This is a genomic window from Metabacillus mangrovi (assembly GCF_009711125.1).
GTDB classification, from domain to species: domain Bacteria; phylum Bacillota; class Bacilli; order Bacillales; family Bacillaceae; genus Metabacillus_B; species Metabacillus_B mangrovi.
Window position 1 is genome coordinate 171,060 of record NZ_WMIB01000004.1, and the last position, 21,557, is coordinate 192,616.

General features: G+C 46.1%; 23 protein-coding genes and 1 riboswitch. Of the genes, 6 read left to right on the top strand and 17 right to left on the bottom strand.

All coding sequences use genetic code 11. The annotated features are described in order from the left end of the window. Positions 1-12 precede the first annotated feature (12 nt). Genes queE through queC form a run of 3 tightly spaced genes read right to left on the bottom strand, consistent with a single transcriptional unit; the run spans position 13 to position 1,833 of the window. Entirely contained in the window at positions 13-744 is a 732-nt protein-coding gene (gene queE / locus GKZ89_RS07075) for a 7-carboxy-7-deazaguanine synthase QueE (protein WP_155111695.1), read from the bottom strand. Beyond that, positions 737-1,177, bottom strand: a complete 441-nt coding sequence (gene queD / locus GKZ89_RS07080) for a 6-carboxytetrahydropterin synthase QueD (protein WP_155111696.1) — start codon at positions 1,175-1,177, stop codon at positions 737-739. Before queD ends, queE begins: the two co-directional genes overlap by 8 nt. Further along, on the bottom strand, positions 1,174-1,833 hold the full coding sequence (gene queC, locus GKZ89_RS07085) for a 7-cyano-7-deazaguanine synthase QueC (RefSeq protein ID WP_155111697.1): 660 nt from the start codon (positions 1,831-1,833) through the stop codon (positions 1,174-1,176). Before queC ends, queD begins: the two co-directional genes overlap by 4 nt. A gap of 155 nt (positions 1,834-1,988) precedes the next feature. Then, a riboswitch (PreQ1 riboswitch) is annotated at positions 1,989-2,033 on the bottom strand. Positions 2,034-2,116: 83 nt separating this feature from the next. Here queC and GKZ89_RS07090 point away from each other — a divergent pair. After that, positions 2,117-3,436 carry a DUF2254 domain-containing protein gene (locus GKZ89_RS07090; RefSeq protein WP_155111698.1) on the top strand — a complete coding sequence of 440 codons (1,320 nt, stop codon included), beginning with the start codon at positions 2,117-2,119 and terminating at the stop codon, positions 3,434-3,436. 36 nt (positions 3,437-3,472) lie between these two features. Here the strand turns inward: GKZ89_RS07090 and GKZ89_RS07095 are convergent, their stop codons facing one another. From GKZ89_RS07095 to GKZ89_RS07125, 8 genes are all read right to left on the bottom strand, one after another. Continuing rightward, positions 3,473-3,970, bottom strand: coding sequence for a hypothetical protein (locus GKZ89_RS07095; RefSeq protein ID WP_155111699.1), 498 nt, complete (start codon positions 3,968-3,970; stop codon positions 3,473-3,475). A gap of 8 nt (positions 3,971-3,978) precedes the next feature. Then, positions 3,979-4,746, bottom strand: a complete 768-nt coding sequence (locus tag GKZ89_RS07100; protein WP_155111700.1) for a hypothetical protein — start codon at positions 4,744-4,746, stop codon at positions 3,979-3,981. A gap of 193 nt (positions 4,747-4,939) precedes the next feature. Beyond that, positions 4,940-5,059 (bottom strand): DUF6254 family protein, encoded by a 120-nt coding sequence (locus GKZ89_RS21175; protein ID WP_241680155.1) that lies wholly within the window; start codon positions 5,057-5,059, stop codon positions 4,940-4,942. 57 nt (positions 5,060-5,116) lie between these two features. After that, positions 5,117-5,608, bottom strand: coding sequence for a LiaI-LiaF-like domain-containing protein (locus tag GKZ89_RS07105; protein ID WP_155111701.1), 492 nt, complete (start codon positions 5,606-5,608; stop codon positions 5,117-5,119). Positions 5,609-5,713: 105 nt separating this feature from the next. Then, a complete protein-coding gene (locus GKZ89_RS07110) occupies positions 5,714-7,072 on the bottom strand; it encodes a hemolysin family protein (protein ID WP_155111702.1) in 1,359 nt (452 codons plus the stop codon). A 496-nt stretch (positions 7,073-7,568) separates the two neighbouring features. Further along, the gene (locus tag GKZ89_RS07115) at positions 7,569-8,138 is read right to left on the bottom strand and encodes an HAD-IA family hydrolase (protein WP_155111731.1); all 570 of its coding nucleotides are present in this window, start codon (positions 8,136-8,138) and stop codon (positions 7,569-7,571) included. Between the two features lie 11 nt (positions 8,139-8,149). Continuing rightward, positions 8,150-8,887 (bottom strand): metallophosphoesterase family protein, encoded by a 738-nt coding sequence (locus GKZ89_RS07120; protein WP_155111703.1) that lies wholly within the window; start codon positions 8,885-8,887, stop codon positions 8,150-8,152. A gap of 48 nt (positions 8,888-8,935) precedes the next feature. After that, positions 8,936-9,973, bottom strand: a complete 1,038-nt coding sequence (locus GKZ89_RS07125; RefSeq protein WP_155111704.1) for a YkvI family membrane protein — start codon at positions 9,971-9,973, stop codon at positions 8,936-8,938. Positions 9,974-10,191: 218 nt separating this feature from the next. Here GKZ89_RS07125 and GKZ89_RS07130 point away from each other — a divergent pair, with 218 nt between their 5' ends. Then, positions 10,192-12,336, top strand: coding sequence for an ATP-dependent Clp protease ATP-binding subunit (locus GKZ89_RS07130; RefSeq protein WP_155111705.1), 2,145 nt, complete (start codon positions 10,192-10,194; stop codon positions 12,334-12,336). Between the two features lie 791 nt (positions 12,337-13,127). Here GKZ89_RS07130 and GKZ89_RS07135 read toward each other — a convergent pair. Continuing rightward, positions 13,128-14,822 carry a M3 family oligoendopeptidase gene (locus GKZ89_RS07135; RefSeq protein WP_155111706.1) on the bottom strand — a complete coding sequence of 565 codons (1,695 nt, stop codon included), beginning with the start codon at positions 14,820-14,822 and terminating at the stop codon, positions 13,128-13,130. A 176-nt stretch (positions 14,823-14,998) separates the two neighbouring features. Here GKZ89_RS07135 and motA point away from each other — a divergent pair, with 176 nt between their 5' ends. Together motA and motB are read left to right on the top strand one after the other, a co-directional pair. Next, entirely contained in the window at positions 14,999-15,790 is a 792-nt protein-coding gene (gene motA, locus GKZ89_RS07140) for a flagellar motor stator protein MotA (protein WP_155111707.1), read from the top strand. After that, complete coding sequence (gene motB, locus GKZ89_RS07145) at positions 15,783-16,535, top strand: flagellar motor protein MotB (RefSeq protein WP_155111708.1); 753 nt, start codon at positions 15,783-15,785, stop codon at positions 16,533-16,535. The genes motA and motB overlap by 8 nt, the downstream gene beginning before the upstream one ends. A 48-nt stretch (positions 16,536-16,583) precedes the next feature. Here the strand turns inward: motB and GKZ89_RS07150 are convergent, their stop codons facing one another. Genes GKZ89_RS07150 through GKZ89_RS07160 form a run of 3 tightly spaced genes read right to left on the bottom strand, consistent with a single transcriptional unit; the run spans position 16,584 to position 19,008 of the window. Further along, a complete protein-coding gene (locus tag GKZ89_RS07150; RefSeq protein ID WP_155111709.1) occupies positions 16,584-17,021 on the bottom strand; it encodes a MarR family winged helix-turn-helix transcriptional regulator in 438 nt (145 codons plus the stop codon). Between the two features lie 52 nt (positions 17,022-17,073). After that, positions 17,074-18,048, bottom strand: a complete 975-nt coding sequence (locus tag GKZ89_RS07155; protein WP_155111710.1) for a phosphotransferase — start codon at positions 18,046-18,048, stop codon at positions 17,074-17,076. A gap of 12 nt (positions 18,049-18,060) precedes the next feature. After that, positions 18,061-19,008 carry an aldo/keto reductase family protein gene (locus GKZ89_RS07160; RefSeq protein ID WP_155111711.1) on the bottom strand — a complete coding sequence of 316 codons (948 nt, stop codon included), beginning with the start codon at positions 19,006-19,008 and terminating at the stop codon, positions 18,061-18,063. A 250-nt stretch (positions 19,009-19,258) separates the two neighbouring features. On the opposite strand from GKZ89_RS07160, the gene GKZ89_RS07165 reads away from it, so the two are divergent. Further along, positions 19,259-19,990, top strand: a complete 732-nt coding sequence (locus GKZ89_RS07165; RefSeq protein ID WP_155111712.1) for a ZIP family metal transporter — start codon at positions 19,259-19,261, stop codon at positions 19,988-19,990. A 63-nt stretch (positions 19,991-20,053) separates the two neighbouring features. Here the strand turns inward: GKZ89_RS07165 and GKZ89_RS07170 are convergent, their stop codons facing one another. Together GKZ89_RS07170 and cbpA are read right to left on the bottom strand one after the other, a co-directional pair. After that, a complete protein-coding gene (locus GKZ89_RS07170; protein WP_155111713.1) occupies positions 20,054-20,296 on the bottom strand; it encodes an aspartyl-phosphate phosphatase Spo0E family protein in 243 nt (80 codons plus the stop codon). 274 nt (positions 20,297-20,570) lie between these two features. Beyond that, positions 20,571-21,224, bottom strand: a complete 654-nt coding sequence (cbpA, locus tag GKZ89_RS07175; protein ID WP_155111714.1) for a cyclic di-AMP binding protein CbpA — start codon at positions 21,222-21,224, stop codon at positions 20,571-20,573. Positions 21,225-21,452: 228 nt separating this feature from the next. Here cbpA and GKZ89_RS07180 point away from each other — a divergent pair. Next, positions 21,453-21,557: helix-turn-helix domain-containing protein (locus GKZ89_RS07180; protein ID WP_155111715.1), on the top strand; the 105-nt coding region annotated here is incomplete at its 3' end.

Below are 21,557 nucleotides of genomic sequence, written 5' to 3' on the forward strand. Positions count from 1 at the left end.
TTCCTATCTCCTTTAAACGCCGCGCTTATTTCCCCACAGCAGCGTATGCAGCTGCGGCAGGACGCGGACGAAATTTAGTTCGGGATCCTTCATTACCTGATCGATCAGCCATTCATATCGTGCCATCAAGTGCCGCATCAAGCCGAGATCATCGGTTGTAGCCGTATCATCATTCCCTACCTGCAAATAAAAAGGAATGCCGGGATACTTCAGATGAACCTTTTTGGCAAAATCCAGATCATCTGCATCAAAAACGACCACTTTCAGGCTGGCTGATGAAGCTCTGCCGGCTTCCTTCAGTTTCCGGAAGATGTCATCCAGCACATCAAAGTTCGTTTCCATTCCGGAACTCGGCGGTTTCGGTGAAAGAGTCAGGTCATCGATATCAGTGAACCACTCCTGATAACGGCTCCCTTGCGTTTCAAGGGCGATCGCCATCCCTTTTTCCTTCAATAAAGTAATGACAGAACGGAGATTCTTCAGCAGTGCCGGGTTGCCTCCGGATATCGTAACGTGAGAGAACCGGTCTCCTCCCGTTTTTTTCAGCTCCTGCCATACGGCATCTGCATCCATTTGAATGATATCCTCTTTTGCAGTCCCGTCCCAGGTAAAGGCCGAGTCACACCAGGAACAGGAATAATCACAGCCCGCTGTCCGGATGAACATCGTTTTCTGGCCGATGACCATCCCTTCACCCTGAATGGTCGGACCGAACACTTCAAGAACCGGAATTTTCTCAGCCATTGTTTTTCACCTTCTTCGGTCGGTAGACCACATAGCTCGTTGGTGTTTCCCTTACAAACACCTGCAGGCAGACCGGCTTTCCGGGCAGGCGGTCCAGTTCTTCCTGGATCATTTCGCAGATCTTCCTGGCAACGGCCTCTGTCGTCGGAAAATCATCGGACCGTCCGGACTGAAAGGCCGGATGATCATTTAGGACCGTGTGATCGAACTGACCGTGAACCAGCTTCTTCAGCGTTTTAAAATTGACTAGAAACCCCGAATCGTCAAGCTCGTCTCCTGCAATGGTTACGTTGATAAAATAAGTGTGGCCATGCACATTCCGGCATGTGCCCGCATCTTCATGCGGAATAAAGTGAGCTGCTGAAACATGCATGTCTTTATTTAGCTCATACTGATAGTCATGAAAGACTTGAGGATACATTTGTTGAATCATTTTGCGGCCTCCTTTCGGGCAAGATACGCATCAAGACCCTTTTTCCTGAGGACACAGGCCGGGCAATCCCCGCAGCCGTCTGCAGGAATGCCGTTGTAGCACGTTAACGTTTTATGGCGCACGTAATCCAGCGCGCCGAGGCTGTCTGCAAGCCCCCATGTCTCTTCTTTATCGAGCCACATGAGCGGTGTATGGAAGACGAGCTGCTCATCCATCGCAAGATTGACAGTGACGTTGCATGATTTTATGAATTGGTCCCGGCAATCCGGATACCCGCTGAAATCCGTCTCGCAGACTCCTGTTACGATATGCCTTGCCCCAGTTTGGTTGGCAAGCACGGAAGCAAAGGACAAAAACAGAAGATTTCTCCCAGGAACAAAAGTGGAAGGCAGGCTGCCCTCTTCCTGTTCAATCGCTATATCCTCCCTCGTCAGGGCATTCGGGGCGAGCTGGTTCAGCAAGGACATATCCAGGACATGATGGCGGATCCTCTGTTCCGCTGCAATTTTTTCAGCGATTTCAATTTCCAGCTTATGACGCTGGTTATAGTTAAATGTTACGGCTTCGACCTCTTTAAACTGCTCCATCGCCCAGAATAGACACGTTGTACTGTCCTGTCCCCCGCTGAATACGACGAGCGCTTTTTCATTTTTCATATGTGAACTCCTTTCATTGAAAGGGTTCCAGCCTCCGCCAGGTTTATCGTGTTTCATTTAGGTGAAAGTATAAAGGCACCCCATTGATGAGGTGCCTTAGCGGATGTCTATAAAAAAAGTAAAAAAACAATATCCAAGGAACGCCTGTGATATTGCTGTCCTTAGTTTTTTATAGAGGGTTGTGCTAGAACCTCTCCCGTAAAAAATACGGATTTGCTATTCAGCTGACTTTATCCACTATACATCAAAATCAGGCATCTGCCAATCATCCGGAGGACTTTTTATGGAAATGAACCGCTTTACACAAATCAGGACAAGCTTCTGGTTTATCCCGCTATTATATGGAACAATCGCATTATTTCTAGCCTATTTCAGTATGGAACTGGACAGGTATGCATCCAATCATACGGCGTTGTACGATGTGATCCCTGATCTGTTTCTGTCAGACGTTCAGCTCGCCCAGACTATCCTAAGCTCCATCGCTACCTCGCTGCTGACAATGACAACGATTACCTTCTCGTCAATCCTGGTCGTTCTGACTACCTATGCAGCCCAATTTTCACCGAGGGCCCTGCAAAACTTCACTTCCGACAAAAGCTCCCAGAGAGTGCTTGGAATGTTTACCGGAGGGTTTGTCTATACCATTATCCTGCTTCTTCTCGTGAGGGATCAGAAAGGGGATCTGTTCATCGTCCCCGCTCTGGCGATTCTGGTTGCGTTCGCCTGTATTGCTGCTTTTGTCTACTTCATCCATCATTCCGTCACCTCCATCAAGGTCAGCAATCTGATCTTTCAGATTACAAGCAAAACGATGAAGGCCTGGCAGGAGGTGTATGATACAGATAAAAAGCTCAATGCTCAGCAGCACAGCAAGGAGGCTGCAGCGCTTCACCCGGATGAAGCGCTGCAGCTGAAAAGCAAAAAAGCCGGTTACATCCAGCACTTTGAAATCGAAGAGCTGATCAAATCAGCCAAGCTTGCACATGCGGCAGTCCGGATAGATAACAAACTCGGATCCTATGTAGATAAGGGGACACCCCTTTTCACGATCTGGTCCGCTAAAGAACTGTCGGAAAATGAAGAGAACGAACTGCTCAAGCATGCGGTCATCATCTCGGAGCAGGAGCCGATCAAGGATGTCGGTTTCGGGATTCAGAAGCTTTCCGAAATCGCCATACGCGCCATTTCCCCTGCTTTCAATGATCCCTACACAACTGCCAACGCAGTTGAACATATTTCCCGGGTACTAACGCGGCTTGGAAAAAGCTATCTTCCGTCCCCTTATTACCTGGATAACACCCAGTCCTTAAGATTGATTTATCACCGTCCCTCCTTTGAGGACCTTCTTTATAAGAGTTTTTATTTAATCAAGCATTACGGCAAGGAGGACACAGCCGTTATGCATTCTATTCTTACTGCACTCACAGCTGCAGCAGAGCAGAACAGCGATGGTGTCAAAAAAGTCATCTGGAATTATTCCTGCTCCATCCTCGAAGGCCTTCGTGACGTGGAATGGAACAGCTATGACAAACGGTACCTGGATGATCAATTCCAGCTGCTTGCAGAAGCATGCGGAAGCCGGAATGAATTTAATGGCATCTAAAAAGCAGGAGACTCTGTCTCCTGCTTTTCTTATCGCTTATCCGCCTGAATTCGTGCCGGCATCCTCCATTTTCTGATAAAACCCAAGCCCTTTCGCCCCGTGGCTTTTCATAATACTCCGAACCCTTTCAATCAGAGAATCCTGGACACAGACCATTAAGATGATTTCATTTTCCTGTTTGCTGAAGGGCTGGTTTTGTTTTCTCCTTTTATATAAAAATTCCAGGATGAATCCTGAAACCGTTCCTCCTGCTAAACCGATAATCCCCCAGATGACCGGTCCCCATGGCAGGACAAGCCCGTAGATGACACCAAGCAGCATGAAAATAGAACCCGCAACCGCCGCCAGGTCCAGCAGACTCTTTCCATCGTCTGAAAGATCCGTATCCAGGACTGTCTGGAAATTTTTCATCTGATGAAGAGGAACAGCCAGAATCTGCTTAGACGGAACCCCTGCCTTTTCAATTTCCGTTAATACAAGCTCGACAGATGAAGAATAGGGAAAGGTCGAAAATAAATAATTCAGCGTACCCACGTCCTTGTCTACACCGGCATTTTGAAATCCGCAGCCTGGTAATTCGTTTTTACATGCTTTTCAAGCTCACGGTCACACAGTTTATTAAATTCCACCGCGCTTACATAACTGTCATATGCAAGAAATACATAAAGAGATGGCAAAAATAAAAACCACTGCGGCTCGGCGGCCTGAATTGCCTGTCCGAACTGCCCCTGTGCCGAGTAGATCACACATTTATAAAGTCCTGAATAATAAGCGGTAATGATCCAGAATAATACTCCAAAAACAATAGTGGGAAGACGGTTCAGGTAGAAGTGGCCCAATCCTGGTGTAAGCATGGACCAAAATAACGCATACAGCGGCTTTCTCTTTTCTAAAATATTGACTTCAAGGGGGTTGATATTGGAGATAAGGATCGGCGCCCCTTCCCTGACGGAGAGAACATAAAATTTGTTGTACTCAATGGAAAGTCTGTAACTGTCCCAGATAATAAACACATAGAACGTAACATACAGCCAGAGCCACTCTTCATTCATGACCTGCATGGCCTTTTCATGCCTGCCTGTCATCGTATAAAAGATCCCTTCGTTCAGGTGGGAAATATTATTGGCAAACACTTCCCATGCCATGAGCAGAAAACCAGTTATGTACTTCCCTAAAAGAACGTGTCCGAATCCCGGAAAAGATGCTGACCACCAGCTAACAATGTATGGATTTCTTAAATGGACGGCATTCGTCATATAGGGATTTACGGCTGCGATGTATCTGCGCCGCTGAGAATAGTGTTCTGCCACCGCGGTCCCTCTTTTCTAACGGTATCCTTAATAAAATACCCCAAAAAGGGACGTCTATTCCATTCCTTTCAAAAGCAGAAAACGATACGTATCAGGCAAAGCCATCATGATTCAATCCGGTTTTACGGACATGTGAGTTCATAAAAAAAGCCCGGGAAGACTGTTCTTCCCTGGGGCTGTCAATGCAATGAAGCTATTTTTGTTCCTGCTTCCCCTCAGCAAGCTCTTTGAAGGATTTTACTTCTCCATGCGGGTGCTGGTTTTGTTTGCGGTCCTTCCATTGACGCTCTTCCTGCTTCTTAGACTGACTCATTCGCTTATCCCTCCCTTTCCTGAAGACTTCTTTTTATTGTCTGTCCGGATAGCGGGATTATTCTTTTTGTTTAGGGGATCTCAGCAAATAGTAAATCCCGAATCCGATGGCCAATCCGGGCCAAATAAAGCCCGCAGTGTCATCAAAAAAGCTGTTGGCTATAAAGATCAGCGAAATCGCGCTTAGGATCAGGACCGGTATAAGAAGCTTTTTTTCCCTTCCTCCAAAAACCCAACGTTCAAAAAGGCCAAATGCTGCTGAGAGCAAATAAACAGGCCACGTTGTACCTGCATACTGCCAGCCGGTAGATGTTTCACACAAATACAGAAGGCCGAGAACCAATAATACTCCCGCCGGCACCAATATCCCCGCCCTATCCCTGCTTCTGTCTCCGAGAAAAAAGATGAGATGGAGTGCGGCTGAGATAAGCAGGAGGATGACCGGCCAGATCAGATGCGAAAAGTCACTCAGGATATCAAGAGAATCCACTAGAAAAAACAGTCCGAACACAGTCAGAAACAATCCGAAAAGCTTGTCGTGATGCCTCATTTTTTTCCCTCCCGCATCCTTTTCACAGCCATTATATGCAGGCGCCCGGAGGATAAGAGCAATTAGAAAAGCATCTGCTGAAGGGCAGATGCTTTTAAATGCGTATTACGTCGTGGTACTGGCCACACTCTGGTCAACCTGCTCGAGAGCAGGGCTGGAAGCAGTTTCCTGAACCTGTTTAGTAAGCTCTAAATACTTGATATGGTGGTTTTCCATATCCCGCACTTTAAAGGTAAAAGTCCCGACTTCGACGATATCGCCTTTTTCAATATCAAACTTCTCTGTAAGCACCCATCCTCCGATAGTGTCAACATCCTTATCATCAATCTCAAGGCCGAAAAGGTCGTTGATCTCACTTACAAGAACTTTTCCGTCCAGAATATAACGGTTGTCGTTAATTTTCTGGATGTTCGGGACCTCATCTGTATCGAATTCATCGCGGATTTCTCCGACGATTTCCTCAAGGATATCCTCGACTGTAACGAGTCCCGCCGTTCCGCCGTACTCATCAATCAAAACAGCCATATGAATGCGCTCTTTCTGCATTTTAACAAGAAGATCCTGAATCGGCACCGATTCGATTACCTGAATGATCGGGCGGACATAATCCTTTAATGTAAAAGAATGACGGCTCTTGTTTTGAATGATGCTTGTGAAAACCTCTTTAATATTGACCATCCCGATGATATGGTCCTTGTCACCATCTGTGACAGGGTAGCGGGTATATTTCTCATCCTGCATGATCTGGATATTTTCTTCCAGATCAGAATCGATGGTCAATGTTACGATTTCCGTTCTCGGCACCATTATTTCTTTTGCGATCCGGTTATCGAATTCAAAAATTTTATTGACATATTTAAATTCAGACTGGTTAATCTCACCGCTTTTGTAGCTGTCTGAAAGGATAATGCGAAGCTCTTCCTCACTGTGGGCCAGTTCGTGCTCCGAAACGGGCTTCAGGCCAAAAAGCCCTGTGATAAACCTGGCAGAACCATTGAGCGCCCATATGAACGGGTACATAATGGTGCTGAACCAGATCAGCGGCCGTGACAGAAGCAGCGTAACTTGTTCCGCCTTTTGAATAGCGAGCGTTTTCGGCGCCAGCTCTCCAATGACCACGTGAAGGAATGTCATGATCGCAAAAGCAAATGCGATGGAAAAAACAGGCGTAAGCGCGCCCGGCAGGCCTAGCTGCTCAAAAAGCGGATGCAGCATATGTTCAAAAGTTGGTTCGCCCAGCCACCCGATTCCGAGTGCCGTAACGGTAATTCCAAGCTGGCAGGCTGATAAAAAGCCGTCAAGATTGGAAATGACCTTCTTCGCTGCCGGAGCATTTTTGCTGCCCTCTGCAATCAGCTGATCGATTCTGGAGCTCCTCACCTTTACTATAGCAAACTCAGATGCTACGAAAAACGCGGTTAATCCAATCAATATTGCAATGAGCAATAAATTAACTATGTCCAAATAAGTTCCTTGTTCCGTTCATAACGGAAAAGGAAGTCACCTCCTGGGTTGTTTGTAAATTAGTCCTCATAAAAAACCGTTCCAAGGTTTCGCTTCTGTATAGAGTATGAAAAATGGCTCTAAAATTGTCTGAAGCTTTACGTTTTAGGGTGTTCATCCTGCAGGCCGCTATTAAGGCCATAGACGAAGCAGCCGGCAGCGGATCTCTCCGCCAAATTTATTAACTTTATCACTGCCCCATCTTATCACCTCAATCTGTGTATAGTTAATAGAATCATAAACGATAGAAAAGTATGCCGTCAAATAGAACCTTTTCCTGTTTTCCTAATAAATATGACCGATTTTCGGTAAAAATACTTGTATATAGAGGGTAAGCTTAATTTTCCGCTTGTTTTTCCATTTTCTTATCATATCCCCGTATCTTTAGCAGTGCTGCTGCAGAGAGCGGTTTTAAAAAGAACCTCCCTATCCAAAAACCCGCTCCTAAAGAAGCGGGTTAAAATGAAGCGGCAATTTTATCAATAAACAGCCGGTAGTCATTCAGATAAAAATCTGCACCTGCAGCATCGTTTTGAAACAGACAGGTTTTAATTCCAAGCTCCCTTGCCGGAAGAATATCCAGCTCCCTGTCTCCGATCGCTAAATCAATCCGGTGCACCCTGTGAAGATATTCGTACGCAGCAGGGTGCGGCTTGCGCGGAAAACCGTCATCCCCTGCTACTATTTCATCAAAATAGTGCTCCCACCTGTAGTGCTTCAGGATCGCCTCCACCTCATTCCTGGGCTTGTGCGTCATGATCACATTCTTTGAAGCATAACGGAGTACTTCCTCTGCATATGGGAACGGCGGCTTAAGCACAGGCGAAAGTGCTTTCTCCTGCTTCTTAAACACTGCAATGTCTTCTTCTGTTAATTCAAAAGTACGGGCAGCGTGTGAAAAAGATACTTTCAGCTGCTCAAAAATATGCTCTTTTCTGATTTCCGGCTTGAGCAGCTTGTACATCGTTTCTGTAAAGGCCGGGTACGTATTAAAAAGTGTGCCGTCAAAATCCCATAGTATATGCATCTTCATCACCCTCACTTCTCACTGAGTCCCCTGTACCGTGCTGTCGTCAATTCCTGAATGTATTCATGTAAATCCGGCATTTCTGCTTCTCTGGCAATCCGGATGGACCGTTCAATATCGTACGGCACCCGGATAAGCTGGATGCTGAACGCATCCTCTGCTTCCCCGCCTTCGACTCCCTCGAGCATCGCATAGGATGCCTGGTTCATGTCGAGCGGGTTTCCCACACTGCCGGCGTTAAACAGCATTTTTTCTTTATATTGATGCACGAACGCCTGATGAACATCGCCATACCCTGCTACATCAGGCTGTTTTGAGCTCCGTCCGGTCATTTCGGTATTTCCAAACATACTCATCCTTTTTTCAATGGAATCCCAAGGCTGAATTCTTGTGTACAGGCTGAATGGAGAAGCGTGAAAAAGCCTGATCTGCCTTCCGCTCATCAGGAAATCAAGTGAAAAGGGGAGCTCTGACAAATACCGGCGGTCTTCCTCTGTCAGCTGCTGCTGATGCCATTTCAGTGTTTCGAACCTTGCCTCTTTCGTAATAAGGTCATCCCAGTTTCCTTTGACAGTCCGATCACAATTCTCCCGGACCATTGAAATGGCAGCACCCGGCTCCGGACCTTTTCCTGCAAGATCGCCAAGGCAGAAGATTTTTTCCGCATTCCTCCGGCGGATATCTGCAAGAACCGCTTCAAGAGCTGGAACGTTTCCATGTATATCAGAAATGACAGCTATTTTATTCAAATCGATCCTTCACTCCTTCTTCCAGACAGGTTCCATTTTAACATATTTTCATTTTCTTTCAGGCTTCTTTTTTAGAATGAGCGCACCGAGAAAAAAAAGACTGATATAGCCGATAACTGGATAAATGGATGAGATCAGTTTTCCGTAGCCGATAAAACTCAGTATAAAACAAGCGGTGAGGATTAGAGAAATGACAGCCATTCTCGGCAGCCTGATTTTTTTGGACAGCAGCCTTTCCATTCCATAAAGGTTGCCGATAACCGACGTAAGCACCTCTCCGAAAATGACCATCACATATAAATAATAAGCAGCGGAGAACACGTCCCTCATTACTTCCGCCATCGGAATCTCGTAAGAACCCGCATCCGGAAGATAAAGAAGAGATAAGTGGCTGCCAAGCATGATCAGCAGCAGCAGGAACCCTCCAAGCCCTGCGCCCTTACGGATTACTTCTTCATCGCCAGCTTCAGCAGCAAGCGGCACCAATACTGCCTGTGCCAGCGCTAAATTGTAGGCAGCATAGCAGAAAGCAGAAAAAAGCCACCCTCCATCCATCAGGTTTGCCTCTTTGAAAAGAGCAGCAGCACCCTCTTGGGCAAATGAACTTACCATAACAATGATACTGAGAAGGAGAAGCATAGGTACAACAAGCATGTTCACCCCCACCACCCCTTGAAGGCCCTTGGCCATGATGGCAAGTGTGATAAAGATGCTGATGATGACTCCGGCAGAAGCGGGCATACCGAGCCTTTCTTCAAAAATAGCCCCTGCACCGGAAACCATCACAGAGGTGACCCCGAACAGCAGCAAAAGCATCACCCAGTTGACGGCATACCCTGCTCTTTTCCCAAGCAGAAAAACATTCATTTCATGAAAGGAGGGTGCTTTAATCCTTGATGCAATGACCATCAGCTTCGTTCCGAGGACGATAAAAAGGATCCCTGACAGCAGGATGCCGGCCGTCCCCGCACTTCCAAACCGTGTAAAAAATTCGACGATCTCCCTCCCTGTCGCAAAACCCGCTCCTACAACCGTTCCTACATATACAAAGGCAATCTGAACTGCCAGAAAAGCTTTATTCTTCATTCAGGTCTGTCCCCCTTCTCTCCTTTATACGTATGAGACAAGTTTCTTGAAAAGAAGGGGATTGATGGATTAGTGTAAGGAAACAGCCAAAAGCCTGCTGAATTTTACCCGAACAAAAAACTTGAAAGTCAAAGAAGGTCAAATTATAATAAAGCCATAAAGTCAAAGATAGTCAAAGTCAAAACGAAACAATATAAATTTCAGGAGGTTGTTTTTTTATGCAATGTCAAAACTGTAAGCAAAATCAGGCAACCGTTCAATTAAATGTACAAGTTAACGGAACCCGTCAGCAGATGCAGCTGTGCAATACATGCTTTTCCAAATACGAAAGCCAGATCCCAACAGGATTCAGCGGGGGCAACGGCGGATTTTCTTCCTTCCCGTTTGACCAGCTGTTTAAAAATATGAACGGAGCCGCCCAGGATTCAGAGGGAACGGCAGCCACCGGAAAGTCCGGACGCGGAGGCGGAGGTCTCCTCGATCAGATGGGCCGTAATCTAACCCATGCAGCAAAGGCAGGGCTGATCGACCCGGTGATCGGCCGTGAAGAAGAAGTGAGCCGTGTTATTGAGATTCTAAACCGCCGCAACAAAAACAACCCGGTTCTGATCGGTGAACCAGGAGTAGGTAAGACGGCCGTAGCTGAAGGCCTTGCGTTAAAAATTTCAGAGGGCAAGGTTCCTTCCAAGCTCGTTAAAAAAGAAGTGTACTTGCTTGATGTAGCTTCTCTTGTCGCCAACACAAGCATGCGCGGCCAATTTGAAGACCGCATGAAAAAACTCATAGCCGAGCTGCAGTCACGAAAAAACGTTATCCTGTTTATAGATGAAATTCATCTTGTCGTCGGTGCCGGTTCTGCAGAAGGCTCCATGGACGCAGGCAACATATTGAAGCCGGCTCTTGCCCGCGGTGAAATGCAGCTGATCGGTGCAACTACTCTGAAAGAGTACCGTCAGATCGAAAAAGATGCTGCGCTGGAACGGCGTTTTCAGCCGGTCATGGTCCACGAGCCATCTCAGGAAAAATCCATTGAAATTCTCAGAGGCATTCAATCTAAATACGAGGATTACCATGGCGTATCCTACAGCGAAGAAGCTATAAAGGCATGCGTTACCCTTTCACACCGTTATATCCAGGACCGGTTTCTTCCTGATAAAGCGATCGACCTTCTGGATGAGGCAGGCTCTAAAGCCAATCTGAAAGCAGACCGTGTAGAGGAAGCTGATATACACGAGCAGCTTGGCAGCCTTGCCAAGGAAAAAGAAAAAGCAGCTGCGGAAGAAAATTATGAACTAGCCGCCAAGCTGCGCCATGAAGAAATCCTGCTGGAAAAACAGCTGGAGAAGCAGGATACTGCTGAACAAATGACAGTGGGCATAGAAGACATTCAGGCAATCATTGAACAGAAGACCGGTATTCCTGCAGGAAAGATCCAGCAGGATGAGCAGCTGAAAATGAAGCATCTTGAAGAGAACCTGGCACAAAAGGTAATCGGCCAGGATGAAGCAGTTAAAAAAGTAGCAAAAGCGGTCCGCAGAAGCCGTGCCGGACTGAAACGCAAAAACCGTCCGATCGGGTCCTTCCTGTTCGCCGGCCCGACAGGTGTCGGGAAAACGGAACTTACGAAAACACTGGCACAGGAGCTGTTCGGCACAAAAGATTCGATGATCCGTCTGGATATGAGTGAATACATGGAGAAACACGCCGTCTCCAAAATTATCGGATCCCCTCCCGGATATGTCGGTCATGACGACGGCGGCCAGCTGACTGAAAAAGTGCGAAGGAATCCTTACAGCATCATTCTCCTTGATGAGATTGAGAAAGCGCACCCTGACGTCCAGCATATGTTTCTTCAAATACTCGAAGACGGCCGTTTAACAGATAGCCACGGACGCACCGTTAACTTTAAAGAAACGGTGATCATCATGACAAGCAACGCTGGAACATCCGAAAAACGGATGACGGTAGGATTCGATACAGACGCAACCGCTGCAATCAAAGAAAGCACGCTGCTCGATTCACTCGGGACATTCTTCAAGCCGGAATTCCTGAACCGCTTCGATGCGATCATTGAATTCCAGCCGCTCGAACGAACTCACTTGCTGTCCATTGTTGAATTGATGCTTTCAGACCTTCAGGAAACACTCGATGAACGCGAGCTCAAGCTGACGGTTACCGATGAGGCGAAAAACAGACTCGCCGAGATCGGCTACCATCCGGCATTCGGAGCCCGCCCGCTCCGCCGCGTCATCCAGGAACAGCTCGAAGACCCAATTACGGACTTGCTCATCGATCATAATGAACTCAACTTCGTAAAAGCTGAATTGATTGATGGAGAAATTTCTGTAGCGAAAGCGGAATAAAAAGGAGAAAGGACTGCCCTGCGAGGCAGTCCTTTTTGCTGTAGTTTAGGCTAGCGTATTTCACCTGAACGTTGGTCCCCTTAACCGCTCACCAGGAGCACATAGTAAATACCCTCTCTGGAAACCGGCAAAAAGAGGCGGCGGTCCCCACAGCCGCTATTTTGCCGAAAATTTGCCTTTTTCCCCCTTTTCGGTCTCAGCGGCCGCTATTTTGCCTTTCCCGCCCTCATATGAACGCATTTCTCCGAAATAACGTCTCCTGAGACCGATCCAGCCCAAAATCGCTCATTTCCCTCCGAATAGCGTCTTCTGAGACCGATAAAGTACCAACCGGTCCCCACAGCCGCTATTTTGCCGAAAATTTGCCTTTTTCCCCCTTTTCGGTCTCAGCGGCCGCTATTTTGCCTTTCCCGCCCTCATTTGAGCGTTTTTCACTGAAATAGTGTCTCCTGAGACCGATCCAGCCCAAAATCGTTCTTTTCCTTCCGAATAGCGTCTTCTGAGACCGATCCAGCCCAAAATCGCTCTTTTCCCTCCGAATAGCGTCTTCTGAGACCGATAAAGTACCAACCGGTCCCCACAGCCGCTATTTTGCTCAAAATACGCCTCTTTCCCCCTTTTCGGTCTCAGCGGCCGCTATTTTGCCTTTCCCGCCCTCATATGAACGCTTTTCTCTGAAATAGCGTCTCCTGAGACCGATCCGGCGGAAAATCGCTCTCTTTCCTCCGAATAGTGTCTCCTGAGACCGAAAAAAACAGCAGCCCCTTTCATAAGGAGCTGCCGCTTCAAATCTATAATTTTTTATCTTCTACCTGATCCAGCCATTCGTTGATTTCTCCTACGACGGACTGTACTGTGCCTTCTTCAAACGGGGATCTCAGGCCGGCTGTCTCGACTAGTCCGAGAAACGCTTTGCTGCCCCCTTTTTTGCAGAGGTCCAAATAGCTGCTCCAGGCAGCGTCCCGGTTCTCGTGAAGCTGCTTCCAGTATTGCAGGGCACAAATTTGTGCGAGCGTGTAGTCTATATAATAGAAAGGAGAGTTATAGATATGGCTTTGTTTTTGCCAGAACCCCCCCTGTTCAAGGTAGTGGCTGTCTTCGTATTTACGGTGTGGCATGTACTTTTTCTCAAGCTCTCTCCATGCCTGGTTGCGTTCGGCCGGTGTCGCTTCCGGATGATCATAGATAAAATGCTGAAATTCATCTACAGCTACACCATATGGAATAAACTGCAGGGCGCCGCTCAAGTGGGAGAACTTGTATTTTTCGGCATCCTCTTCGAAAAACAGGTCCATCCAGGGCCATGCGAAAAATTCCATGCTCATGGAGTGAATCTCGCACGCTTCATGGGTCGGCCACTGGTATTCAGCTACTTCAAACCCGCGGCTCATATAGACTTGGAAGGCATGTCCGACTTCATGTGTCAGGACATCAATATCTCCTGATGTGCCATTGAAGTTTGCAAAAATATAAGGGGCTTCGTAATCGGCGATATAGGTGCAATAGCCGCCGCCTGCTTTTCCCTTTTTCGCAAGCAAATCCATGAGGTTCTTCTGCGTCATGAATCGGAAAAATTCATCGGTTTCCGGGGACATTTCTTCATACATCTTCTTCCCGTTCTCGAGAATCCAGTCCGGATTTCCTTTTGGAACCGCGTTTCCGTTTGTATATTGAACCGGTTCATCGTAATAATAGAGCTCATTAAGCCCAAGTCTTTCCTGCTGGCGCTCGTACAGACGAGTTGCAATCGGGACAATCGATTCCTCAACCTGCCTGCGGAAGCGGGCAGCCATTTCCGCATTGTAATCAATCCGGTTCATTCTCGCATAGCCAAGCTCTGTAAAGGTAGTAAAGCCAAGCTTTTTCGCGATCCGGGTTCGGACGTTCACAAGTTTATCGTAGATTTCATCAAATTGATCCGCCTGGCTGGAGAAGAAGTTGAATTTTGCTTCACTGGCCCGCTTACGGAGCATTCTGTCCGTGGATTCGGTCAGTGGCTGAAGCTGCGCAAGTGTATACTCCTGCCCGTCAAATTCAATTTTTGCCGAAGCCGTAAGCTTCGTATATTCTGTGGAGAGCCTGTTTTCCTCCTGAAGATCTGCAAGTACTTCATCCTTAAAGGTTTTCAGCTGAGTTTCAGCTAAATCAAACAGCTGTCTCCCCCACTTCTCCTCTAATTCCTTCCGGAACTTTGACTGAACCAGTATTTTGTAAAATTCTGTTACCAGCCCTTGTATATGAGGCTGCAGTTCATCCATGTAATCTTGCTCATTTTTATAGAATTCATCGTTTGTATCGATGGAGTGGCGGATGTAGCATATATTGGCCATTGTATCTGCCGCATTTCTGACTTGATACATCTCTTTCATCGCTTTTTCCTGTTCTTCAAGGGTACCTGCTCTTTCAAAAGCTGCTAAGGCGTTATGAAACTGTTCTTTCATTACAGCCAGATCTGGTCTTTTGTATGTATATTCTTCAAACCTCATTGTTCCACTGCCTTTCCTGAATAGTCAACCGCTTTCCTATTATTCTTCATATGTGCTGAAATCCCTTCTTTTGCGAATTGCTTTTCCCTGTTAAAAATAGTTGGATTTAGCCGATATAGAAAGTAGACAAGGGCTGAATGACGGTCCAAAAAGATGTACAAAGGTTTGGTGAGGTAATGGATAAGACATCGCTTATAGGAATCATCCTTGGGATTATCGGGGTAGGAATTGGAATGGTGCTGAAAGGAGTCAGTCCATCCGTACTGGTCAATCCCGCAGCTATTTTGATTATTGTGGTGGGAACAGCTGCCGCTGTCATAACGGCCTTCCCTATGAATGAAATAAAGCGGGTCCCGAAACTGTTCGGCGTTCTTTTCAAAGAAGAAAAAACACCCGAGATCCAGGACTTAATCCCAATGTTCTCGGAATGGGCGCAAGTTGCAAGAAAAGAAGGGCTCCTTGCTTTGGAAGCAAAGCTTTCAGATGTGGATGATTCTTTTCTTAAGAACGGGCTGAGCATGGCGGTCGACGGGCAGAACGCAGATTTTATCCGCGATGTGATGTCTGAAGAGATCGAGGCGATGGAAGACCGCCATGCGGCGGGTGCCGCTATCTTCACACAGGCCGGCACATATGCTCCTACCCTAGGAGTTCTGGGAGCTGTAGTAGGTTTGATCGCAGCCCTTTCCCACATGGAAAACCAGGCTGAACTGGGCCATGCAATCGGGGCAGCATTCGTGGCGACACTTCTTGGAATTTATACAGGATACGTGCTCTGGCATCCGTTTGCCAATAAGCTGAAACGCAAATCCCGTACAGAAGTTAAAGTGCGCGAAGTGATGATTGAAGGGGTCCTCTCTGTACTCGAAGGACAGGCTCCGAAAGCAATTGAACAGAAGCTTGCCACCTACCTTCCGGCAAGTGAACGTGCCAAGCTGAATACGGAAGGGGACATTTCGAATGGCTAAGAGGAAGAGAAAAGAAAAGCATGAGGAACATATGGATGAATCCTGGCTGATTCCTTACGCCGACCTCTTAACTCTTCTGCTCGCTCTTTTTATTGTTCTGTTCGCGATGAGCTCGGTCGACGCCAACAAGTTTAAGATGATGGCAAAAGCCTTTAACAGTACTTTTGTAGGCGGAACAGGCGTGATGGAATATCCCAGCCCGAATCCTGATGGAGAAATGGAACAGCTGGATATGAAAGAACCTGCCTCCCCTGAAGAACAGGAGCTTAAGAAGCTTCAGGAAGCCGAAAAAAAGATTAAGGAATACATCCGGGAAAAAGGGCTGAACGATAAATTAAAGACCTCTTTGACTGATGAAGGTCTTCTGATCACAATCAATAATGATATTCTCTTTGAGTCAGGAGACATCGTTGTCAGAAACCAGGACGAAGCCCTTGCCCGCGAAATTTCCCAGTTGCTTGTAATGGAACCGCCGAGAAGCATCATTGTCAGCGGGCATACGGATAATATCCCGATCCGCAATGCGAAGTTTGAATCAAACTGGGAGCTGAGTGTCATGCGGGCCGTCGAGTTTATGAAAGTGCTGCTGCAGAATCAAAAGCTTTCTCCTGAGCTTTTCAGTGCAAAAGGCTATGGCGAGTTTAAGCCGGTAGCTGATAATAAAACGAAAGATGGACGGCAAAAAAACCGGCGGGTTGAAATTCTGATTCTTCCCATCTCATCAGCCGGAGAAAAAATGGATTAATTCTATAGAAGAAACCCGGTCCTGATGACCGGGTTTCTTTGCATACTGCTATTTTAGCCCTTTAGCTGAGTAGCCGATTTTTTTCAGCATATCAATGGCTTCTGCTTTTTCTTCACTTGACAGTACACCGATGATTTCATCGATTTTCTGCTGATGGGATGGAAAAATTTCTTCTATTAACGTTCTTCCTTCATCCGTGATATGAGCGTAGGTGACCCGCCGGTCTTTTTCACATGCTTTTCGCGCAAGAAGACCCTTTTGCTCCAATTTGTCCACCACATAGGTGATGCTTCCGCTGGCAAGGAGGATCTTCCCTCCGATTTGCTGCAGCGGCTGGTCTCCTTTATGATACAGCAATTCCAGCACGCCGAATTCAGTCGGGTTCAATCCGAAGCTGACAATGTGTTTATTCATATGGTCATTTATAGCCCGGTACGCTCTGGATAACACTACAAATAATTTTAGTGACTGCTCTGATTCTTTCATTTTTATCAATCCTTAAAGTATCTTGAATTCTAAGTAAATCATATTCAAGAATTCAGTTCAAGTCAAGAGCACCAGCATATTTCCCCCACTCCATTTTGACAATTTCTTCATTATTCATAATCCGTTTTTCCATCCTCTGCAGAGAATTCTGCAAAACCCTCTCCAGGCTGCCGATCTCATACTTTTTATGAAAATAAGCATACAGCATGAAATCTCTCACCTTTAGAAACAGAGGAATACTTGAGGCCATTTGTTCAGTGAGTGGTCTGATGGACTGATAGCCTTCTGACAGGTGCTTAAAAAACAGCCGGCACTTGTCCACTGAATCCGAGTCGCCATTCACTTCAAGAAACCAGGCATAGTAGTAAACCGGGATTGCCAGATCACTGGCGAACCAGTGAGGGGAGCTGTCATCAAAGTCAAAGATTTGAAGCTTTCCATTATAAAAGAAAAAATTGCCGCTGTGCAGATCTCCATGAATCAGCCCGTACTCCTGCCTCGGCATGCTTGAAAGGCAATCTGTCAGCTTCTTCCTTTGCATAAGTAGTTTTTCACCTGCATCCTGCTTGAACTGTTTTCTCCCCGAACCGGCGTGATAGTTTTTGGCTACCGCGTGCATGGAAGCCATGCTTCTTCCCCATTCATAAAACAGCTGTTCAGTCCAATCAGGACTGCCTGGTACTGTCCTGTTTCCCCGGGCTTTCTCAAAGAGACAGCAGTAAAAAAAGGATCCATCTTTCAGAGGAATAGGCAGGATACGGTCTATGGCAGAACCAAGAGGCCGGCAAACCTGGACTCCACATTGATGCAAATAAACAAAAAAATCAAGCTCTTCTTCAATCTCCCGGATGCTTCTATGTGAGGAGTGTGTCATTCTGAGTATAGCCGGTCCGTTCTTCAGCTTGACTTCAAAAACAAAATTCTCCTGTTCTCCTAATTTTATGGAAGGATCGCAATCTGCATGAAAATGACGGGCCGCTCGCCTTAGCAGATCACTGGAAAACAAATGTTTCACCCATTCTTCCACTCAGCATCCTCCTTAGATCGCCAGAATGCTCTCAATTTCATTTAATACTTCATAAGAAAGCATGACAGAAGATGCTTTCGCGTTTTCTTCTATCTGTTCCGGTGTGGATGCTCCGACCAGAGTGCTCGCCACATTCGGAATCCTCAGTGTCCAGGCAAGTGCAAGCTGGGCAAGGGAAAGATCGAGGCTCGCTGCAAGCTCCGAGAGCATTGAAACCTTTCTGGCCATAATATCATTTAGAATTTCTTTTACCCATGTGTTTACTTCCTCATTGGAAGCTCTGCTGCCGCTGGGGATCTTCCCCTCCATGTATTTCCCTGTCAAGACTCCCTGAGCAAGCGGCGACCAGACAACCTGGGAGATGCCGTTTCTCTCGCTGATCGGCATGATTTCTTCTTCAATATCGCGGTGCAGCATATTGTATTGCGGCTGATTTACGACGATCCGGTCCAGTAAATAGCGGTCTGCGATATGGACAGCCTCCTGCAGCTGGGCTGCTGACCATTCACTGACTCCCGCATACAGGATTTTCCCCTGCCTGATGCAGTCATCAATCGCTCTGAGCGTTTCATCAAGAGGTGTTTCCTTATCATATCTGTGGCAATAGAAGACATCAATATAATCAAGTTCCATTCTTTTCAGACTCGAGTGAACCTGTTCCATAATATGTTTTCTGGATAGCCCTTTATCATTCGGCCCGTCTCCTACGGGCCAGAAAGCCTTGGTTGTTACGACATATGATTCCCTGGCAAAAGACTTAAGAGCACGCCCCATAACCTGTTCCGCTTTACCTTTCGCATAAACGTTCGCGCAGTCAAAGAAATTAATTCCGCTTTCAAAGGCTCTATGTATAATAGATTCTGCCGTTCTTTCATCTATTGTCTGCCCAAATGTAAGCCAGCTTCCGAGACTGATTTCTGACACTTTAAGCCCTGACCGTCCCAGATTTCGATAATTCATCCCATTCTCCCCCTTATGTGTTAAATCCCCGCGCGCACAATTGACAAAATTCTGTGAATTCAATCTAAACGTATCAGAAATAACCATAATCGTAAAGGTGATTCAAAAGCAAACCGTTCTACGAATCACGACAATTATGGGGAATCTGTCGAATGGAAGTAAAATTTTTAAGATTAGCGTATAATGTGGTACATTGAACATAATCAAATTGAGTTGTGTCAGTCAATAACCTGAAACATAGAGGTGAGCAATGGATAACGTTTTTATCGGCAGTATTTTGTCTGCCCTGTCTACGGGTTTGGGAGCCCTCCCAATCCTTTTCTTAAAAAACAATTTGACCCACAGATGGCGGGACAGCCTGCTCGCTTTTTCGGCAGGAATCATGATGACTGCCTCCATGTTCACTCTGATCCCCGAAGCTCTTAAAACAGACGGGATCTTCCCTGTTTTTGTTGGTCTGTTCCTTGGTGTCCTCGTTCTAACGACACTTGAGCAGCGGATCCCGCATATTGATCTTCAGCACAGCAAAAGCGGAATGAAGATTGATGAAAAGGCAATGCTGATCGTAGCAGCCATCACATTGCACAATCTGCCTGAAGGGCTGTCTGTCGGGGTAAGCTACGCGTCGGATGTGAACGATACCGGAGCTTTAATCGCAGTTGCGATCGGCTTTCAAAATGCACCGGAAGGATTTTTAGTTGCTTTGTTCCTTATCAGCCAGAATATCGGGCGGTTTAAGGCGTTCCTTATCGCAACAGCAACAGGAGCCGTAGAAATTGTAACCTCCCTTCTCGGTTTTTACATGACCAATTACGTGAGTCAATTGGTGCCTTACGGGCTCTCCTTTGCTGCCGGGGCTATGCTGTTTATCATCTATAAAGAACTGATACCGGAAAGCCATGGAGATGGAAACGAGCGAACCTCTACATACACCTTTATTGCAGGCATTGTGTTCATGCTTCTGCTCGTAGAATCTTTTTAGACTGTTTTAGATTCGAGCATCAAAAAGCCTTCCGCAAAAAGCGGAAGGCCATTTTATTTTCCGTCAGTGCTGTGGCATAAAGCTCCAGCCTGCTACCTTCGTTACCAGCTTTGAAAAGGATGTCTGCACTTCATCTTTCTCCCATCTTTCCATCTGCTGAAACTGATTCAGCAGCTCGTCCAATTCCTGGCTGTACCGGACTACTTCGCTGCTCGTGTAGCTCTTTGAGCCCGCAGCAGAAATCATTTCTTCCCTTTTCGCATCAATTTTTGAGATAAGTTCCATCTTCCCAGCCTGTTCAATCACGCGTTCTCCTCCTCATAGAAATTAAACCTGCCCATTTTGTCTGCTATGTTTTAGAGAGAAATTTGCCGAAATATATATAAATATGTTACAGAATTGTTAATATTTAGATTTATTTTCTTATTCCCACCTTTAAAACACCTTAAACCATTATTTTATAAAAAAATAAATAAATTGCTATTTTTTTCACTTTCATCTGTTTTTTTTCATTGTTTGAAGACGATTCAACATAAAAAGCCCGGGAAAGGTCCCGGGCTTATACGGATCTATTCATCTATTAAGCTTTTCCAGCCGCTGTTTTGCCCTGCTGCACATCATCTATGAAAGTGACGCGGAAATCTTTTTCTTCAAGCTTGCTGATAATCTTGTTCAGTTTTTTCTCTGTCAGCTCATGGGACAGGTTTACGACAATTCTGCGAAGGTAATCCCCGTTATCCAATGTGAGGAGCCCTTCTATATTTACATCCTTTACTGTGCTGACAAGTTCTTTAATGGCCCCTTTATGTTCCTTTGTGGCGACTGTCATAAGGTATCCGCCCGTTTTTAATCCGAAGGAGTCTTCGAGAACATCCATGATATTGGCATGGGTCATAATCCCGGTAAACTCCCCTCCTTCATCGATCACTGCCAGAAATGGCAGCCTTTTAATCGACAAGAAGGCTTTTATAAAGGATTCTTCTTCTGATACGAAAGCATCCTGGTCCCGGATCAGCTGTTCAAGAGAATCCTCGTCTTTTCCGTCATTCTCCAGATAGTGCTCAAGCAGTGTGACTTTGTAAATTAATCCTGCGAATTTTTTGCCTCCGTCCTCTAGCACCGGAACGCTTCTGTAGCCTGTCTGCTTCAAGTAATCATAGGCTTCCCTGACTGTATCGGAACTTCTGCAGTACTTTACATCTTCTTTTTTCACATAATTGTAGCGAATTTTCATCGTATACCTCCTGGTAAATCAGTCTCATAGGGATTTTAGAAAATTTTACACATAACGCAGGATTAAGTAAAGAAAATTATGATTTTTCTGTCTAGTTTTTCTTACCCCTTTATCATCTCCGGCGATAAGACCCCCACTTCTTGCGAAGTGTAAAGTGGGGGATGAATCGCTTTTCACTTGAATAAAAGAACGTCAGTTCCCTATAATAGATATAGGAGGTGAAAACGTTTGAAAACACACAAAGCCTACAAATTCCGAATCTACCCAAACAAAGAACAGGAAATTCTCATCAACAAAACAATCGGCTGCTCGCGGTTTGTGTTCAATCATTTC

What these genes read in the sequence shown, in the direction of transcription:
- queE (WP_155111695.1), bottom strand. Translation starts at nt 744, where the DNA reads ATGGCTGAGAAAATTCCGGTTCTTGAAGTGTTCGGTCCGACCATTCAG.
- queD (WP_155111696.1), bottom strand. Translation starts at nt 1,177, where the DNA reads ATGATTCAACAAATGTATCCTCAAGTCTTTCATGACTATCAGTATGAG.
- queC (WP_155111697.1), bottom strand. Translation starts at nt 1,833, where the DNA reads ATGAAAAATGAAAAAGCGCTCGTCGTATTCAGCGGGGGACAGGACAGT.
- GKZ89_RS07090 (WP_155111698.1), top strand. Translation starts at nt 2,117, where the DNA reads ATGGAAATGAACCGCTTTACACAAATCAGGACAAGCTTCTGGTTTATC.
- GKZ89_RS21175 (WP_241680155.1), bottom strand. Translation starts at nt 5,059, where the DNA reads ATGAGTCAGTCTAAGAAGCAGGAAGAGCGTCAATGGAAGGACCGCAAA.
- GKZ89_RS07105 (WP_155111701.1), bottom strand. Translation starts at nt 5,608, where the DNA reads ATGAGGCATCACGACAAGCTTTTCGGATTGTTTCTGACTGTGTTCGGA.
- GKZ89_RS07115 (WP_155111731.1), bottom strand. Translation starts at nt 8,138, where the DNA reads ATGCATATACTATGGGATTTTGACGGCACACTTTTTAATACGTACCCG.
- GKZ89_RS07125 (WP_155111704.1), bottom strand. Translation starts at nt 9,973, where the DNA reads ATGAAGAATAAAGCTTTTCTGGCAGTTCAGATTGCCTTTGTATATGTA.
- GKZ89_RS07130 (WP_155111705.1), top strand. Translation starts at nt 10,192, where the DNA reads ATGCAATGTCAAAACTGTAAGCAAAATCAGGCAACCGTTCAATTAAAT.
- GKZ89_RS07135 (WP_155111706.1), bottom strand. Translation starts at nt 14,822, where the DNA reads ATGAGGTTTGAAGAATATACATACAAAAGACCAGATCTGGCTGTAATG.
- motA (WP_155111707.1), top strand. Translation starts at nt 14,999, where the DNA reads ATGGATAAGACATCGCTTATAGGAATCATCCTTGGGATTATCGGGGTA.
- motB (WP_155111708.1), top strand. Translation starts at nt 15,783, where the DNA reads ATGGCTAAGAGGAAGAGAAAAGAAAAGCATGAGGAACATATGGATGAA.
- GKZ89_RS07150 (WP_155111709.1), bottom strand. Translation starts at nt 17,021, where the DNA reads ATGAAAGAATCAGAGCAGTCACTAAAATTATTTGTAGTGTTATCCAGA.
- GKZ89_RS07160 (WP_155111711.1), bottom strand. Translation starts at nt 19,008, where the DNA reads ATGAATTATCGAAATCTGGGACGGTCAGGGCTTAAAGTGTCAGAAATC.
- GKZ89_RS07165 (WP_155111712.1), top strand. Translation starts at nt 19,259, where the DNA reads ATGGATAACGTTTTTATCGGCAGTATTTTGTCTGCCCTGTCTACGGGT.
- cbpA (WP_155111714.1), bottom strand. Translation starts at nt 21,224, where the DNA reads ATGAAAATTCGCTACAATTATGTGAAAAAAGAAGATGTAAAGTACTGC.